The following is a 15,733-nucleotide window of genomic DNA, read 5'->3' as shown; positions in this document are numbered from 1 at the left end:
GTTAATGCCTTTTCGTTTTTAGAAAAAAAGTGGGATTAGATAGATAAGATATGGGGAAGGAAAATATCGGATGGCGGCGACGCCATCCGACAAGGGCTAACGAAGGCGTTTCAATGCGGCGATATCCGCAGGCGTCGTGCGGCAGCAGCCGCCAATTAACCGCGCCCCCGCCGCCTGCCACTGCGGCAAATGGTGCGCTAAGGTATCGCACGCCTCGCCGTGGTGGTGCCAGGTTTTACTCACCGCGTCATAATGCTCGCCGGAGTTCGGATACACCACCAGTGGCAGCGGCGTCAGGCTATGCAGATGGCGTAGCGCGTCGTTAGTGTTTTCCAGCGCGATACAGTTAATGCCTACCGCAATCACCTGCGGGTAACGGGCCAGCGTGGCGATGACATCACGCAGCGGTGTGCCGTCGCTGAGGTGCTGCGCATCGCGCAGGGTGAACGAAAACCAGGCGCGCGCCGTCGGGTATGCCGTGAGCAGTTCCGCCAGCGCCGAAATCTCCGCAAATGACGGCAGCGTTTCGCAGGCCAGCAAATCGGCCCCCGCCTCCAGCAACGCGTCTACGCGAGGGCGATGGAATGCCTGAAATTCTTCCGCGCTGCGCTGATAATCACCGCGATATTCCGAACCATCCGCCAGATACGCGCCATACGGCCCAACCGAGCCGGCCACCAACAACGTTCCCGCCTGCGAATTTTCCGTCTGATATAACTCGCGTGCCTCCTGGGCCAGCGCCACGCTGCGGGCAATCAACGCCCGAGACTGCGCTTCATCCAGCCCACGCGCGGCAAAGCCTGCGGGGGTCGCCTGATAGCTGGCAGTGATCGCCACCCGCGCCCCGGCGCGGAAATAGTCGAGATGCACATCGCGAATCAGCGTTGGGTTTTCCATCAACACTTTCGCTGACCACAGGCTATCCGCCAGATTACAGCCGCGCCCTTCCAGTTCGGTGGCCATCGCGCCGTCCAGCAATACAAACGGCTCTGCGTCGAGAATGGCGGTTAATGGATTACTCTGCGACATGTTGGATCTCCTGAACAGGCTGACGGGAACGCGTCAGATAATAAGCGCCATAACACAGCGCGACAAACGGCAACCCGCAATAGAGCGCGATGCGCTGGCTCGGGTCAAATGCCAGGCCCACGCAGGCAACCAGGCAAAGTATAAAACCCAGCACCGGCACCAGCGGATACCACGGCGCGCGGTACTGCAGTTCGCTCAGCGCCCGGCCCTGTTGCAGATGGCGGCGACGGAAGACAAAGTGCGAGGCACAAATGCTGAGCCACACCGCCACCACGGCAAAACCAGAAATCGCCGACAGGGCGACAAATACCGTATCCGGCGCGATGATGCTGGAAAAGAGCGCCAGCACCCCACCCAGCATACTGACCGACAGCGCCACCAGCGGCACGCCATTTTTGCTGACGCGGGAAAAACAGTGCGGCAACGTGCGTTCATTGGAAAGCGACCACAACATGCGCCCGGACGCATAAAGCCCCGAGTTCGCTGCTGAAAGGATCGCCGTCAGAATGACAAAATTAAAGATATCTGCCGCATACGGAATGCCCACCTTTTCGAAGACCAGCACAAACGGGCTTTTCTCAACCCCCGCCTGGTGCATTGGGATCAGCGCCGCCAGCACAAAAACGGTACCGATAAAGAAGATGATTAAGCGGGCAATGGTGGTGCGAATGGCAACCGGGATCACTTTGTGCGGATTTTCCGTTTCCCCGGCGGCGATGCCGATAAGCTCGGTGCCGGAGAAGGCAAAGTTTACCGCCACCATGGTCATCAGGATGGGTAATCCGCCGTGCGGGAACCAGCCTTCTGCGGTGAGATTATGCAGCCCCGGCGCGGGTGAGCCATCCTGCATTGGAATAAAACCGAAGATAGCCGCGCCGCCCAGGATAATAAAGGCAATGATGGTGATGACTTTGACCAGCGAGAACCAGAATTCACCTTCAGCAAAGAAGCGCGTAGAGATAACGTTCAGGCCGTAAATCAGCACGCAGAACACCAGACACCAGGCCCAGATGGGTACCTGCGGGAACCAGTATTGCATACAGAACCCGGCGGCGGTGAAGCTGGAACCCAGCGCGACCGTCCAGGTAAGCCAGTAAAGCCAGGCGACGGTGTAACCAGTTGCCGGGCCGAGATAGCGGGATGCGTAAACATGAAATGCCCCGGTTTCCGGCATCGCCACGGAGAGCTCGCCGAGGCATTGCATCACCAGCCAGACGACCAGCGCGCCAATCAGATAGGCCAGCAATGTTCCCGCTGCGCCAGTGGTCGAAATGATATAACCCGTGTTGAAAAACAGCCCTGTGCCAATAACCCCACCCAGCGACAGCATAATCAGGTGGCGCGTTTTCATGGTGCGCTTGAGTTGCCCACCTTGTTGTTGTGTTGTTTGCATTATAACCTTCTAAACGTATGGACATCTAAACATCCAGATGAAGGTGTTGTTATACCGCGTATGTTAGGGAAATGCAAAATGGGGGGAATGTACGCGCTGATGCCCTCACCCCGCCCCTCTCCCACAGGGAGAGGGAGAAAACCGGCGCAGAACTTAACAACTGTGCACATTCAGTCCCCTCTCCCTTGAGGGAGAGGGTTAGGGTGAGGGGGAAAAGGCGCGCTACTCGTCGAAGAACCAATATCCCTGATTAATCAACGCCGTCAGCTCTTCAGCAAACACCGGGTTGGTTAACGCCTCGCCCAGCTCAGCCTTGCCAAGCGTCGTGTAGCGGGAGAGCGCATCTGCCGCCGCCGCGTCGCTGACGTCCAGCGGTTCGCTGTTAACGAACACGCTGCCGCTCACGCTCAGCACACGCAGCCCGTTCAAACGCACCAGCGTTTCTCCGTCCATCAGCGCGTCTACCACTTCCTGCGGCTCGTAAGGCGGTTCTGCCGGGGCGATATCCAGCTCATGACGCGGCGTAGTCACAAAGCTACCAAACCACTGCTTAAAATCGTCCGGCTTGCTGATCATCTCGATCATCATTCCGCGCAGGCGCTCAAGTTCATACTCTTCAATGCGGCCAGCGTGTTCACGTACGGTGAGATCCGGATCGCTGTAGTGTTCGCTGCCGAGATCGTTTTCCAGCGCGTAATCAGCGAAACTGCTGATCAGATCGCGCCCGTTTGGCCCACGGAAGCCAACGGAATAGTTCAGCGCCGTTTCGTGGGTGAAACCGTCGTGAGGGAATCCCGGTGGAATATAGAGAATATCGCCCGGCTCCAGATCTTCATCGATGATCGGCTCAAACGGATCGACGTGCAGCAGCGCCGGATGCGGGCAGAACTGACGCATCGGCAATTTATCGCCCACGCGCCAGCGACGGCTGCCCATGCCCTGAATAATAAACACATCATACTGATCGATATGCGGGCCCACGCCGCCGCCCGGTACAGAGAAGGAGATCATTAAATCGTCCAGACGCCAGTCCGGCAGGACGCGGAACGGACGCACCAGCTCCGCCGATGGCGCGTGCCAGTGGTTCACCGCCTGTGCCAGCAGCGACCAGCCCGTCTCGCCTAAGCCATCGAAATGTTCAAACGGGCCATTGCTTGCCTGCCATTTTCCGTTGGCATGGCTTACCAGTCGGCTGTCGACTTCGGGTTCCATCGCCAGGCCAGCCAGTTCATCCGGCGTGATCGGATCAACAAAGTCAGCGAACGCTTTCTTCAGTACAACAGGTTTTTTCTGCCAGTATTTCTCAAGAAACTCCGGCCAGTTAAGGTTAAGTTGATAAGCCATTTTTTCATACCATCAGTGAGCAAACAGGCCTGATTATACGGAGCAGACGAACAGCGCTGCCTTGTCATGGGTCAATCGCGCGCGATATGCCTGATTGCGCGATTTATGATCCAGATTCATAAACTCTAGCGATTCACCCTGTCTAATCACATGAATCCCGTTGCGCTATGCTTCTTCCCACAGCAAATTCCCTCTCAGGAGCGCAATCATGAACAAACGCATACTTGGCAAGTCAGGGCTGGAAGTCTCCGCCCTTGGTCTCGGCTGCATGGGGCTCAGCTTCGGCTATGGCCCGGCGACCGATCGTAAACAGGCGATTGAGCTGATTCGCGCCGCCGTCTCACGCGGCGTTACCTTCTTCGATACCGCAGAAGTTTACGGCCCGTATATTAATGAAGAAGTGGTGGGCGAAGCGTTGGCCCCGTTTCGCGACCAGGTGGTCATCGCCACCAAATTCGGCTTCACCTTTGGCGACGATAACAAACAGCAGATCCTCAACAGCCGCCCGGAACACATCCGCGTTGCCGTTGAAGGTTCGCTCAAACGGCTGAAAACCGATGTTATCGACCTGCTCTATCAGCACCGTGTTGACCCGGAAGTGCCGATTGAAGACGTCGCTGGCGTTGTGAAAGATTTGATTGCCGAAGGCAAAGTAAAACACTTTGGTCTGTCCGAAGCGGGTGTCGAGACGATTCGCCGCGCGCATGCGGTGCAGCCTGTCGCCGCGCTGCAAAGTGAATATTCCATGTGGTGGCGCGAGCCGGAACAGGCGATTCTACCGCTACTTGAAGAACTGGGGATTGGTTTTGTGCCGTTTAGCCCGTTGGGCAAAGGCTTTTTGACCGGCGCAATCACCGCCAATACCACCTTCGGCGATGACGATTTCCGCAGCAAGGTGCCGCGTTTTGCCGCCGAGGCGCGTGAAGCTAACGAGCAGCTGGTGCGGCTTATCGGTGAGTTGTCCAAAGCGCAAAACGTGACGCCTGCACAAATCGCCCTCGCCTGGCTGCTGGCGCAAAAACCGTGGATCGTGCCGATTCCCGGCACCACCAAACTGCATCGTCTGGAGGAAAACCTGGGGGCAGCAGAAGTGGTCCTCGCACCCGCCGATTTGCAAAAAATCACCCAGGCGCTGGAAACCGTGCGCATCGTGGGTGAGCGTTATCCGGCAGCGCTACAGGCGCGCGTGGGGAAATAAACCGCACGGCCCGGTCATGGCTGACCGGGCCTCATACGCTACTCCGCCTTCCCGTGCGCCCACTCGCGCAAACGCTGGAACAGCACATACAGCGCAGGGATAAACACAATTCCCACTACCGTCGCCACCAGCATGCCGCTGAATACGGTGGTACCAATGATGCGGCGGCTTTGCGCTCCGGCCCCCGTCGCCAGCACCATCGGCGTGACGCCAATAATGAACGAGACAGCCGTCATCATCACGGCACGGAAGCGGCGTGACGCGCCTTCGCGCGCGGCATCCACAATCGACATCCCCTCTTCCCGCCGCGTACGGGCAAACTCGACGATCAGAATGGCGTTTTTCGCCGCCAGGGCGATTAACAATACCAGACCAATCTGCACATAAACGTCGTTGGCGTACCCGGCAATCCACAACCAGGTGAGCGCACCACCGATAGCGACCAGAACCGAGAGCATCACGCTTGCTGGCAGCGTCCAGCTTTCGTACTGCGCGACGAGGAACAGCCACGCCATCACCACCGCCGCCAGCACAATCCAGATGGCCTGATTTCCCGTCTGCTGCTCCTGATAGGAGATTCCGCTCCAGGCGTAGCTGTAACCTTCCGGCAGCGATTCTTCCAGAATCTGCGCCATCGCGGTCATGGCGGTGCTGCTGCTGACGCCCGCCGCTGCCGATCCGCTCACCGACACCGATGGAAACTGGTTGTACTGTTGCAGGAATGGCGCGCCGACGGTTGGCGTGATGGTCACGAGGTTGCTCAGGCGCACGCGATCGCCGCCAGTGCTGCGAACGTAGAGCTCGCTGATTTGCTCGGCGCGTTCCCGCCACTGCATTTCGTTTTGCATCACCACGTGATACGAACGGTTATTGATAGTGAAATCCCCGGCGCGAGTGCCGCCGAAAGCCGTTTGCAGGCTATTAAAGATTTGCGAGACCGGGACATCCAGCTGCGCCGCGCGCTCGCGGTCAACGGTGAGCGTCAACTGCGGCACGTTGCTGCTCCAGGTGGTGAAGACCCGGTTTAGTTGCGCATGCTGATTAGCTTTGCGCAGCACCTGCTGAGTCACTTTCTCCAGTTCATCCGGCGACTGTCCGGCCTGCGCCTGAATTCGCAAGTCGAAACCGGATGCATTACCCAAACCCGGCAACGTGGCGGGCGCGAAGGTCATAATGGTCGCTTCCGGTAGCGCAAAAAGCTGCTGTTGAAGCGACGCCATCACCGCCTCCAGCGGCGCGCGCTCGTGCCACTCTTTCAGCATCACCGACATAAACCCGCCGCTCGACGCGGTGGTGCCGTTGAGAATATTAAAACCAGAAACCTGGATAACGTCGCTCACCGCCGGGTTCGCCGCGATAATTTGCCGTGCCTGCGCCATTACCGCCTCCGTGCGCTCAAGCGAAGCGGAATCCGGTAACTGCACGCTGGCAAAGAAGTAGCCCTGATCTTCCTGCGGCAGAAAACCTTTCGGCATGCTACTGAAACAAAACGCAGTGACCGCCGCCGCAATGCCTATCGCCAGCAATGCCAGCAGCGGGCGCAGATTGAACAGCCCCACCAGCCGAACATAAATGCGGCGCGTGGCTTCCAGCCCACGATTAAACCCACGGAATATCAGCGCCGGATGCTCAGCGCGCGGGCGAAGCAATAATGCGCACAGGGCGGGCGTGAGCGTCAGCGCCACCAGGCTCGATAACACCACCGCCGCCGACAGCGTGACGGCAAACTGACGATACAGTTCGCCGACGATCCCCGGCAGCAAGGCTACCGGCACAAACACCGCCAGCAATACCAGCGACGTGGCGATCACCGGCCCGGCGATTTGCTGCAACGCTTTCGCCGTGGCGTCCCGGCGATTCATGCCTTCTGCCATAAGCGATTCGACATTTTCGACGACCACGATGGCGTCGTCCACGACCATGGTCAGCGCCAGAATAATCGCGAATAAACTCAATGTGTTGGCGGTATACCCCAGCAAATAAAGAACCGCAAAGGTTCCCACCAGCGAGACAGGGATCGCCAGCGCAACGATGAGTGTCGCCCGCCAGCTTTGCAGAAACAGTGAAACCACGACCACAACCGCCAGCAGCGTGAGCGCCAGCGATACCCCAATTTCTTTAATGGTCGCCGCGACAAAACGGGTGGTATCGAATTTCACTTCATAGGTTAAATCCGCCGGGAAACGCGCACCCAGCCGTTCCAGCTCGGCACGCACGCTTTCCGCTACGTTAAGCGCATTCGCCGACGGCGTAGGGTAAATACCGAGATAGGCAGAATCGTGGCCATTCAGCTGCGCACCTGCGTTATAGTTGCGCGCGCCCAGTTCGATGGTTGCTACATCTTCCAGCCGCACGCGCTGGCCGTTTTCGCCGGTACGCACAATGATATGGCGAAACGCTTCAACCTCATTTAGTCGCCCCAGCCCTTTGATGGTCAAGGTCTGCTGCTGACCGTTAAAGACCGGCGGCGTACCAATTTGCCCGGCAGCACCCTGCACGTTTTGCTCACGCAGCGCCTGCGAAATATCATCGGTCGTAATATTAAGCGCGTTCATGCGATCCGGACGCAGCCAGATACGCATGCTGTAATCTCTTGCGCCGAACATCTGCACTTGTCCAACACCCGGCAAACGCGCCAGCGCTTCACGTACCTGGGTACTGGCATAGTTGCTGACAAACTCTGGCGAGTGAGATTGATTCGGTGAATATAAACTCACGCCCATCATCAGATTGGTCGCCCGCTTACGCACCTGGACGCCATTCTGCTGCGCCTCGGCGGGGAGCTGTGCCAGTGCCTGCGAGACGCGGTTTTGTACGTCAATCGCCGCGAGATCGGGATCGGTTCCGGCAGCAAAGGTGATGCTAAGGCTGTAGCTGCCTTCATCAGAACTGGTCGATTCCATATAAAGCATATGATCGACGCCATTTAGCTGGGTTTCCAGCGGCGTGGCGATGGCTTCTGCTACGTCGGTTGCGCTGGCACCTGGCCAGCTGGCGCTGACGTTAACTACCGGCGGCGTGATTTGCGGGTACTGTTCGACCGGAATAATCTTCAGGGCAATCGCGCCCAGCAGGGTAATGACCAGCGCAATCACCATCGCGAAGCGGGGGCGCTTAATAAAGAAAGTCAGCATGGCGGCTCCTTAATTCAGCACCTGGACCGCAGCGCCGTTTTGCACGCGCTGCACGCCCTCGACCACCACGCGCTCACCGGCGTTCACGCCTTCCAGCACCTGATAAGCCTGCCCAATCTGCCCGGCTAATTTGAGCGGGCGTTTTTCGGCAGTATCGTCCTTTGAGATAACCCAGGTGTAGAACCCGTCGCCGTTTTGCATGACCGCGGCTGCAGGCAGCGTGACCACCTGCTGTGCCTCCTGCGGGCGGAGCCAAACGTTAATACTGCCGCCCGGCAGCAGACGATGACGTGGGTTGGCAAATTCCGCGCGCAGCGTGACGCTGGCGGTACGCGGGTCAATACGGTTGTCCACCGATGTCAGCACGCCGTCTTCGCGCGCATCGCCCACCTCAATCTGCGCCAGCCACGCTTTTTTCAGCGCACCAACGTCCGCATGACGATCGACTTTGCTGGCGAAGACCTGCTCTTCCATCGCGAACGCGATGCGAATAGGGTCGAGCTGCACCACATCAACCAGCGTACCGCTGGAAGGGCTCACCAGACTGCCGACATGAAATTGTGTGTGACCAATACGGCCATTTACCGGGGAGGTAATGCGCGTATAGCCCAGCGTGACCTTCCGTGCCTCCACGCGCGCGCTGGCCTGTGCGACGGCGGCGCTGGCGACATCGCGCTGCATGCGAGCGTTATCCACATCGTTACGGCTAATGGCATCGCTGCTTTTCAGGCTTTGATAGCGATTGAGCACTTGCTGAGCCTGACGTAACGTGGCTTGCGCGCTGTTTAGCTCTGCCTGCGCTAAGCGCAATGCCGCCTGATGTTCCGCGTCATCCAGTTCAAATAACAGGTCGCCCTGCTTCACATACTGGCCGTCATGGAAATGAATGGTGTGAATCGCGCCCTCAATGCGTGCGCGCAGCTCAACGGTATGAATCGCTTCGATACGGCCCGGTATCTGGCGCTCGGCGGCATGGCTGACGTTTTCAACGGGAGAAACGCGAACGGCAATGGCCGAGGCGAAAGCGGGGCTCAACGAGCAGGCAATCAGCACACAGCTGAGTACGGCGTGGCGGATGGTTTTTGGCATAAATATCCCTTGTAGTCTTCCTTCAAATTCCGTGAAGGAAGTCGTCCATTTTTACTACAGGGATTGTTACAGAAGCGGGCTAAACCAGGTCTAAACAAGCGGACACGCGGGTTACTGCGCTGCGCAGATCCGGGGATGATCGCTGGCAACCGCCATGCGCAGCAACAAGCGATGGCCAATGTCGTTCTGCCAGTTAAAACTGTTTTGCAGCACCACGATGGCGTTGCCGTGGCGTTTATCCAGGCCGATATAGCTGCTGTAACCACCTATAAAACCGGATTGATAGAGCAGGGTTTGCCCATAGGCGGAATAGCCTAACCAGCCCAGGGCCGCCGCGTCATCATCGCTCTGGAAGCGACGAAGGGTCATGGCGTCAGCAAAAGCGTGGTCCAGCTGTGTGTCACCGGTACCGGAGAGATGTGCCTGCAAATAGCGCAGCAGGTCATTGCCCGTTGACCACATTGACGCCGCGCCGACCATATCATGGCTGAAGCGCCACTCCGGCACGACTTCTCCACGGGCGACGAATTTTGGCTGATCCCCCGCCTGCCCGCGCGCGCGCAGAATATAGCCGGGGAGTTTTTCCGGCACGTAACCCGTATGCGTCATTTTTAGGGGAGTGAAAATGTCCTGCTGCGCCATGTTGGGAATCGTTCGCGAGGCATTTTGTTCCAGTGCGCTGTCTAAAATGGCGTAACCCAGATTGGAATAATTCACCTGAACGTTATCCGGCGCACGGAAGGTGCTGAGATAATCCTGATACTCACCGCGATCCAGATCATCGTAAAACTGTTCGCCGGTAAAAACGTAGCGCACCAGTTTGCCTAACATCGGCAAATCATAAGCCTGTCTTGGCAGGCCCGCCGTATGGCTGGCAAGCTGCTCGACGGTAATTTTTTGCGCATCCGGGCTAAGTTCTTTCTCAGATGGCAATAATTCTCGGAGCGTCGAATGCCACGCCAGCTTATTTTCCTGCACCTGTAATGCGGCAATTTCAGCGGTCACGCCTTTGGTAACCGACCCCACAGCGAAAAGCGTATCGCCGGTTACCGGCACGCGTTTATCTGAATCAGTAAAACCGTAGCTGAAGAGCTGTGGCGGCTGATTATGTGAAATCACGCCAATCACCAGCGCGGTGGAGCGCTGACGGGCAAAATGGTCGCGGGAAAGCTGTGCTATTTGCTGATTTAAGGGGGCGTCGCAGAGCGTGTGCAGCGAAGTATTGGTATCCAGCGTATCAACCGGATTACTGGAAAGTGAGGAGTGACAACCTGTCAGGAACATGCCCATCAGAAGGGTTAACGGTAATGGGATAGTCTTCAGCAAAATCTCACTCTTTCCTGCGCAGCACACTTTTTCGACGCGCAATAATAATGGAATGACAGAGATAAAGACAGCAGGAAAAAGGCTAAAAGTATTTGCCAGATAGCATAATGCCATCCGGCAAATAACAGGCATAGAGGGTAGTAAAGCTTACGCCAGCGTAAAGGCTGGCGTATTCAGGCTAATCAGAACTGGTAAACAGCGCCGATACCAACCTGGTTATCCGTATTCAGACCCTGATGCTGAACATTGGCATTATCGCTGTCGAGCAGGTTAATTTTATAATCTGCGTAGACGGCCATGTTTTTGTTGAAGTAGTAGTTCGCACCTACTTCGATATATTTCACGATATCCATATCGCCGGAACCATTATGGTCGCCGCGAGATTGCAGATAAGCGAGGGACGGACGCAGACCGAAATCAAACTGATACTGAGCAACCAGTTCAATGTTTTTAGTTTTGTCGAATGTGATGGTACTGGAATCATACGAACCACCGGTCATGTTACGGGTTTCCGCATAGGTCGCCGCCAGGTACAGGTTGTTCGCGTCATATTTCAGACCGCCCGCCCAGGCTTCTGCGTGTTCAGCCGTGTTTTGAGTACGCGTGAATTGCTGCTGTTGGTCGGTACGCTTAGAACCGGAGTACGCCGCAGAAGCTGCGAAGCCTTCAGCGAATTCGTAAGACACGGAACCGCCCCAACCTTCGCCGTTCTGTTTCAGCACGTTATCGCGACCGTTGTTAGTTTCGCCGCTGCCACCGTTTTTGCCCTGGTACTGGACGGCAAAGTTCAGGCCGTCAACCAGGCCGAAGAAGCCGGTGTTACGGTAAGTCGCGAGGCCGTTCGCACGACCGGTCATGAAGCCGTCGGTCTGGGTGTACGAATCACCGCCGAAGACCGGCAACATATCGGTCCAGGCTTCAACGTCGTAGATAACGCCGTAGTTACGGCCGTAATCGAAGCTGCCGTATTCGCCCGCGTTCAGGCCGGCAAACGCCAGACGGGTTGCGGTGTCCGCGCCGTCTTCGGTTTTGTTACCCTGAATGTTGTATTCCCACTGGCCGTAACCGGTCAGTTGGTCATTGATCTGCGTTTCCCCTTTGAAACCGAAACGAACATAGGTGTTATCGCCATCAGCGCCTTTGTCGTCAGAGAAAATATGGCGAGCGTCAACTTTGCCATATAAATCGAGTTTATTTCCGTCTTTGTTATAGATTTCTGCTGCGTGTGCTGCGCCTGCGGCCAGAATGGCAGGAATAACGACTGCGAGAATTTTTTTCATATTAAGCCACCATCATTATATTTAATTTTAAGAGTATGAAACACCAAAAAGGACTATTCATACGTGCTTCTTTGTGAAGCGTTTTATACGTTATTGAAATATTCAGAAATGAATAGCGGGTACATGTAACAAAATGTAAAAACAGGATCGAGTTAGCTTATTTGGCGGATGAATTCGAAATTAGACAATCCTGATAAAACATTTCATTAACGCAAAACGATCATGCGATAAAATAGTAAACAAACAGTAAACATGAATATTTAGCGAATATAATTTCGGGAGGTATTATCAGGTGAGAAATAAAAAACAGGGGAATTAGTGGGAAATTGGGAGAGGGAGTGGGTTTGTGAGCTTTCCCCCTCACCCCGGCCCTCTCCCTCAGGGAGAGGGAGAAAACCGCGCATATTTAACCGTTAGCTCGATCAGTTCCCTCTCCCTGAGGGAGAGGGTTAGGGTGAGGGTCCCCTCACCGTTCGCGCAGCGCTTCCTGCACTTTATTAAACGGTTTGATCAAATAATCGAGCACGGTTTTGCTGCCGGTGCGGATATCCACCGTCGCAATCATGCCAGGAAAAATAGGCGATTTATGGCCGTTTTTATTCTCGACAAAGTTGTGGTCAGTGCGAATATAAACGCGGTAATAGTACACATCGCGCTTCACATCATCCTGAATCGTATCGGGTGAAATCATGACCACTTCACCTTTTAAGCCGCCATAAATCGAGTAATCATAAGCGGTAATTTTTACCAACGCTTCCTGACCGGGGTGGATAAATGCGACATCACGCGGTGAAATATGCGCTTCAATCAGCATCTGATCGTCAAGCGGTACCATACTCATTAATTTGCCATTCGGCGGGATAACGCCGCCCACGGTGGTCACTTCGATATCTTTTACAATACCGGTAACCGGCGCAGTAAATTCCAGACGATCGAGCGAATCCGTGCGCCCGCGAATGACGGAGCGCTGGGCGGCAATTTCCTCTTCCGATTTCGATAATTCTTCTCGCGCGCGAACGTAATATTGCGTGTTCATTTCGGTGATACGGCTGTTGAGATCGTTTTTTTGCCGTTGCAGACGCAGCACTTCCACGTCACTGGCCGCCCCTTTGCGAACCAACGGTTGGGTCATCGCCAGCTCGCGATCGACCAGCACAATGCCATCCCGAAGCCCCTTAATGCCTTCTGTCAAACTGCTGCGACGCGATTCATACAGACGTGTTTCCTGCGCAATCAGCGAAGGATAGTGATGTAACTCTTCCGGGAAGGTCAGTGGGGTATCGTTCACTTCCGCATTTAAACGCGCGGCGCGCGCCAGCGCAGCGTTGTAACGGGAAATACTCTCCTGCACGCCGGACTCCGTCTTGGTGCGATCGAGCTGCGCCAGTACCTGACCGCGCTCAACGATATCGCCCTCTTTCACACTAAGGCGCGTTAAAATTCCGCCTTCCAGCGACTGGATAATCTGTTCGCGGGAGGAAGGCACCACGGTTCCGCTACCGGTCGTCACCTCGTCGAGTTCGAAAAACCAGGCCCAGACCACAAAGAGCGCCAGCAGCAGCGCCAGCGCCCAGGCGACAATCGTCGCGCGCGGCAAGGGAGGCTCGTTAAAGTTTCCATCATAGAGATCTTCACGTCTCATACCGTTTCCTCCTTGCTGCGGTCTGTGGCCGCGCGATTCAGCGTGGCGCGCCGAACGGATTGCGCCGGTTTAGCCGTCTCAGCGGGGCGCTGCTGCTTGAGAATGACATCGCGCGGGCCATCCATAACCACGTTGCCTTTCTCCAGCACGATAATGCGATCGACCAGATGAAGGATCGCCAGCCGATGGGTGGCAATCACCAGCGTGCGACGCCCAATCCATTGTTCCAGATGACCAATCAAACGCTGTTCACTGATTTCATCCAGCCAGGCCGTTGGCTCATCCATCAGCACAATATTCGGCTGCGTAATCAGCATCCGCGCCAACAGTAACGCCTGACGCTGCCCACCCGAGAGGCCAAATCCCCCTTCCAGAATCTGATAGTTGAGGCCATTTTTCTGCTGGCGAACAAACTCCAGCGCCCCGCTCATGGCTAGCGCGCGGTGAATATCGTCATCGGAGGCCAGCGGTCTGCCCATCGTGATGTTTTCCCGCACCGATCCAAAAAAGAGACGCGCATTCTGGCTCAGGAATGCCATATCGCGACGCACATCGGCAACATCCAGCAACGGCAGACTGATATCATCCAGCGACACGGTGCCTGTTTGCGGGTCCTGCATCCCGGCCAGCAGTTGCAGCAGCGTACTTTTCCCCGATCCGTTGCGCCCAAGAATCGCCACCTTCTCACCGGCTTTAATCTCGAGCTTCGGTATCGTCAGGACGTTAACTTTTTCCTCTTCGTCGTAGTAAAAACCGACGTTTTCCAGCAGGTAGTTACCGTTCAGATTGGTACGATGCACGCGCTCGCGCGGCTCCGGCTGATCGACCGGGCGCTTCATCAGCTCATCAAGGCTTTTACGCGCCACTTTCGCTGCCTGCCAGCGCGACAAGACGCCAGAGATCTGCGCCAACGGCGCGATTGTGCGCGAGGCCAGAATCGAGGTTCCCACCAGTGCCCCGGTGGTCATGTCGCCATTCATCACCAGATAGCACCCCACCAGCAACACCACCGCATAAACAATCGACTGCACTTCCTGCGTCCAGGTCATCAGCAGGCCAGTCAGCCAGCGTTGCTTCATACTAATAGACGCGGCGACATCGTTGCTGTTGTTCCACTGGTTCTGGAAGCGGCGCTCAGCGCGCAGCAGTTTGATATCTTCAATGCCCTGCACCGCCTCAACCAGCGTGGCATTGCGGATCGCGCTTTCACGCATACCGTCATTGGCCAGCTTCGACAGCGGTTTTTGAATCAACATACCAGGGATTAACAGCAACGGGATTGCCAGCAGCACCACGAAGACCAGCGGGCCGCCAATCATCCACAGGATGAAGACAAACAGCAGGAAGAACGGGATGTCACTCACCGTACTGATGGTGGTAGAGGTGATCAGCTCGCGCACCGATTCCAGCTCGCGCAGCTGCGAGATAAAGGTCCCCGTCGATTTGGAGCGGGCGTTATTTTTCAGGCGCAAGGCGCGTGCGAAGACGCGGTCCGAGATGCGTAAATCGGCCCTTTTGCCGACGATATCGGAAACATGGACACGAATCATACGCATGGTAAATTCAAACAGAATCGCCAGCATGACGCCGCCAAACAGTACCCACAGTGTAGCCTCTGACTGAGAGGGCACCACGCGGTCATACACCTGCATCGAGAAAATCATACCGCTCAGCGCCAGCACGTTAGCCACCAGCGCGGCCAGCATAATATCGCTATAGCGCCGCCAGTCTTTCAGCGCCAGCTGCCAGAACCAGTTTTTCTTATAGGGTTTGATGTACTCATCGACACGCACGTCGGGAATGGTGTCCTGCGGCCTGGCCACGGCCAGCGAGGTCAGACGGGAGGCCAGCTCTTCGCGGTTGACCACCGTTTGCTGTTCACCGTCGCCGCTCATCAGCAGGATAAAATTACCCTCGCCATCCATGCGTGAGATAACCGCAACGGCGTCGTTGTCGAGCACCGCTATTAGCGGCAGTCGCCAGGGATCGATAAGCGAAAGGTCGGGCGGCGTGTAACGTAGCCCCAGCCCGAGCTGACGGGCGATATCTTCCTGGATTTCGCGGGCCGAGTGATTGTTGCCCTGATTCACCGCAACTCGGACATTCTCTTCGGAGAAATCGAGGCGATAATGGCGGGCGACGCTGAGCAGCGCCAACAGCCAGGGTTCATGTTGTGTTCGTGTTCTCATTATTATCACTTCCTGTGGCAGCCTGACGGGATGAGCCAGTGGTTTGTCCGGGTAAACCGTTCACCATTATCCCGTCCATGCGGTAAAGATTTGAAAGCGGCTGACAGGA

The 15,733-nt window shown here is 56.2% G+C and carries 10 protein-coding genes; 1 reads left to right on the top strand and 9 read right to left on the bottom strand.

The window, feature by feature from the left end:
* Positions 1 to 96: 96 nt before the first annotated feature.
* From mmuM to ACWWFX_RS09530, 3 genes are all read right to left on the bottom strand, one after another.
* A complete protein-coding gene (mmuM, locus tag ACWWFX_RS09540; protein WP_473223687.1) occupies positions 97 to 1,029 on the bottom strand; it encodes a homocysteine S-methyltransferase in 933 nt (310 codons plus the stop codon).
* Positions 1,016 to 2,422 carry an S-methylmethionine permease gene (gene mmuP, locus ACWWFX_RS09535; RefSeq protein ID WP_473223686.1) on the bottom strand — a complete coding sequence of 469 codons (1,407 nt, stop codon included), beginning with the start codon at positions 2,420 to 2,422 and terminating at the stop codon, positions 1,016 to 1,018. Before mmuP ends, mmuM begins: the two co-directional genes overlap by 14 nt.
* Before the next feature lie 222 nt (positions 2,423 to 2,644).
* The gene (locus ACWWFX_RS09530) at positions 2,645 to 3,766 is read right to left on the bottom strand and encodes a ribosomal protein uL16 3-hydroxylase (protein WP_149463552.1); all 1,122 of its coding nucleotides are present in this window, start codon (positions 3,764 to 3,766) and stop codon (positions 2,645 to 2,647) included.
* Between the two features lie 208 nt (positions 3,767 to 3,974).
* Between ACWWFX_RS09530 and ACWWFX_RS09525 the strand changes: the two genes are divergently transcribed.
* Positions 3,975 to 4,964 carry an aldo/keto reductase gene (locus tag ACWWFX_RS09525; protein ID WP_276222669.1) on the top strand — a complete coding sequence of 330 codons (990 nt, stop codon included), beginning with the start codon at positions 3,975 to 3,977 and terminating at the stop codon, positions 4,962 to 4,964.
* 38 nt (positions 4,965 to 5,002) lie between these two features.
* Here the strand turns inward: ACWWFX_RS09525 and ACWWFX_RS09520 are convergent, their stop codons facing one another.
* The 6 genes from ACWWFX_RS09520 to ACWWFX_RS09495 all read right to left on the bottom strand — a co-directional run bounded on the left by ACWWFX_RS09520 (position 5,003) and on the right by ACWWFX_RS09495 (position 15,624).
* A complete protein-coding gene (locus ACWWFX_RS09520; protein WP_473223685.1) occupies positions 5,003 to 8,098 on the bottom strand; it encodes an efflux RND transporter permease subunit in 3,096 nt (1,031 codons plus the stop codon).
* A 9-nt stretch (positions 8,099 to 8,107) separates the two neighbouring features.
* The gene (locus ACWWFX_RS09515) at positions 8,108 to 9,187 is read right to left on the bottom strand and encodes an efflux RND transporter periplasmic adaptor subunit (protein WP_473223684.1); all 1,080 of its coding nucleotides are present in this window, start codon (positions 9,185 to 9,187) and stop codon (positions 8,108 to 8,110) included.
* Positions 9,188 to 9,298: 111 nt separating this feature from the next.
* The gene (locus ACWWFX_RS09510; protein ID WP_456147240.1) at positions 9,299 to 10,513 is read right to left on the bottom strand and encodes a serine hydrolase domain-containing protein; all 1,215 of its coding nucleotides are present in this window, start codon (positions 10,511 to 10,513) and stop codon (positions 9,299 to 9,301) included.
* 182 nt (positions 10,514 to 10,695) lie between these two features.
* A complete protein-coding gene (gene ompC / locus ACWWFX_RS09505; protein WP_473223683.1) occupies positions 10,696 to 11,793 on the bottom strand; it encodes a porin OmpC in 1,098 nt (365 codons plus the stop codon).
* 466 nt (positions 11,794 to 12,259) lie between these two features.
* Positions 12,260 to 13,435 carry a beta-barrel domain-containing protein gene (locus ACWWFX_RS09500; RefSeq protein WP_473223682.1) on the bottom strand — a complete coding sequence of 392 codons (1,176 nt, stop codon included), beginning with the start codon at positions 13,433 to 13,435 and terminating at the stop codon, positions 12,260 to 12,262.
* Entirely contained in the window at positions 13,432 to 15,624 is a 2,193-nt protein-coding gene (locus ACWWFX_RS09495; RefSeq protein ID WP_473223681.1) for a type I secretion system permease/ATPase, read from the bottom strand. The genes ACWWFX_RS09500 and ACWWFX_RS09495 overlap by 4 nt, the downstream gene beginning before the upstream one ends.
* Positions 15,625 to 15,733 lie beyond the last annotated feature (109 nt).

This window comes from Pseudocitrobacter sp. 2023LY-00077 (genome assembly GCF_055796175.1).
Note: the sequence above shows the minus strand (reverse complement) of the source record. Positions and strands in the feature narration are given on the sequence as shown.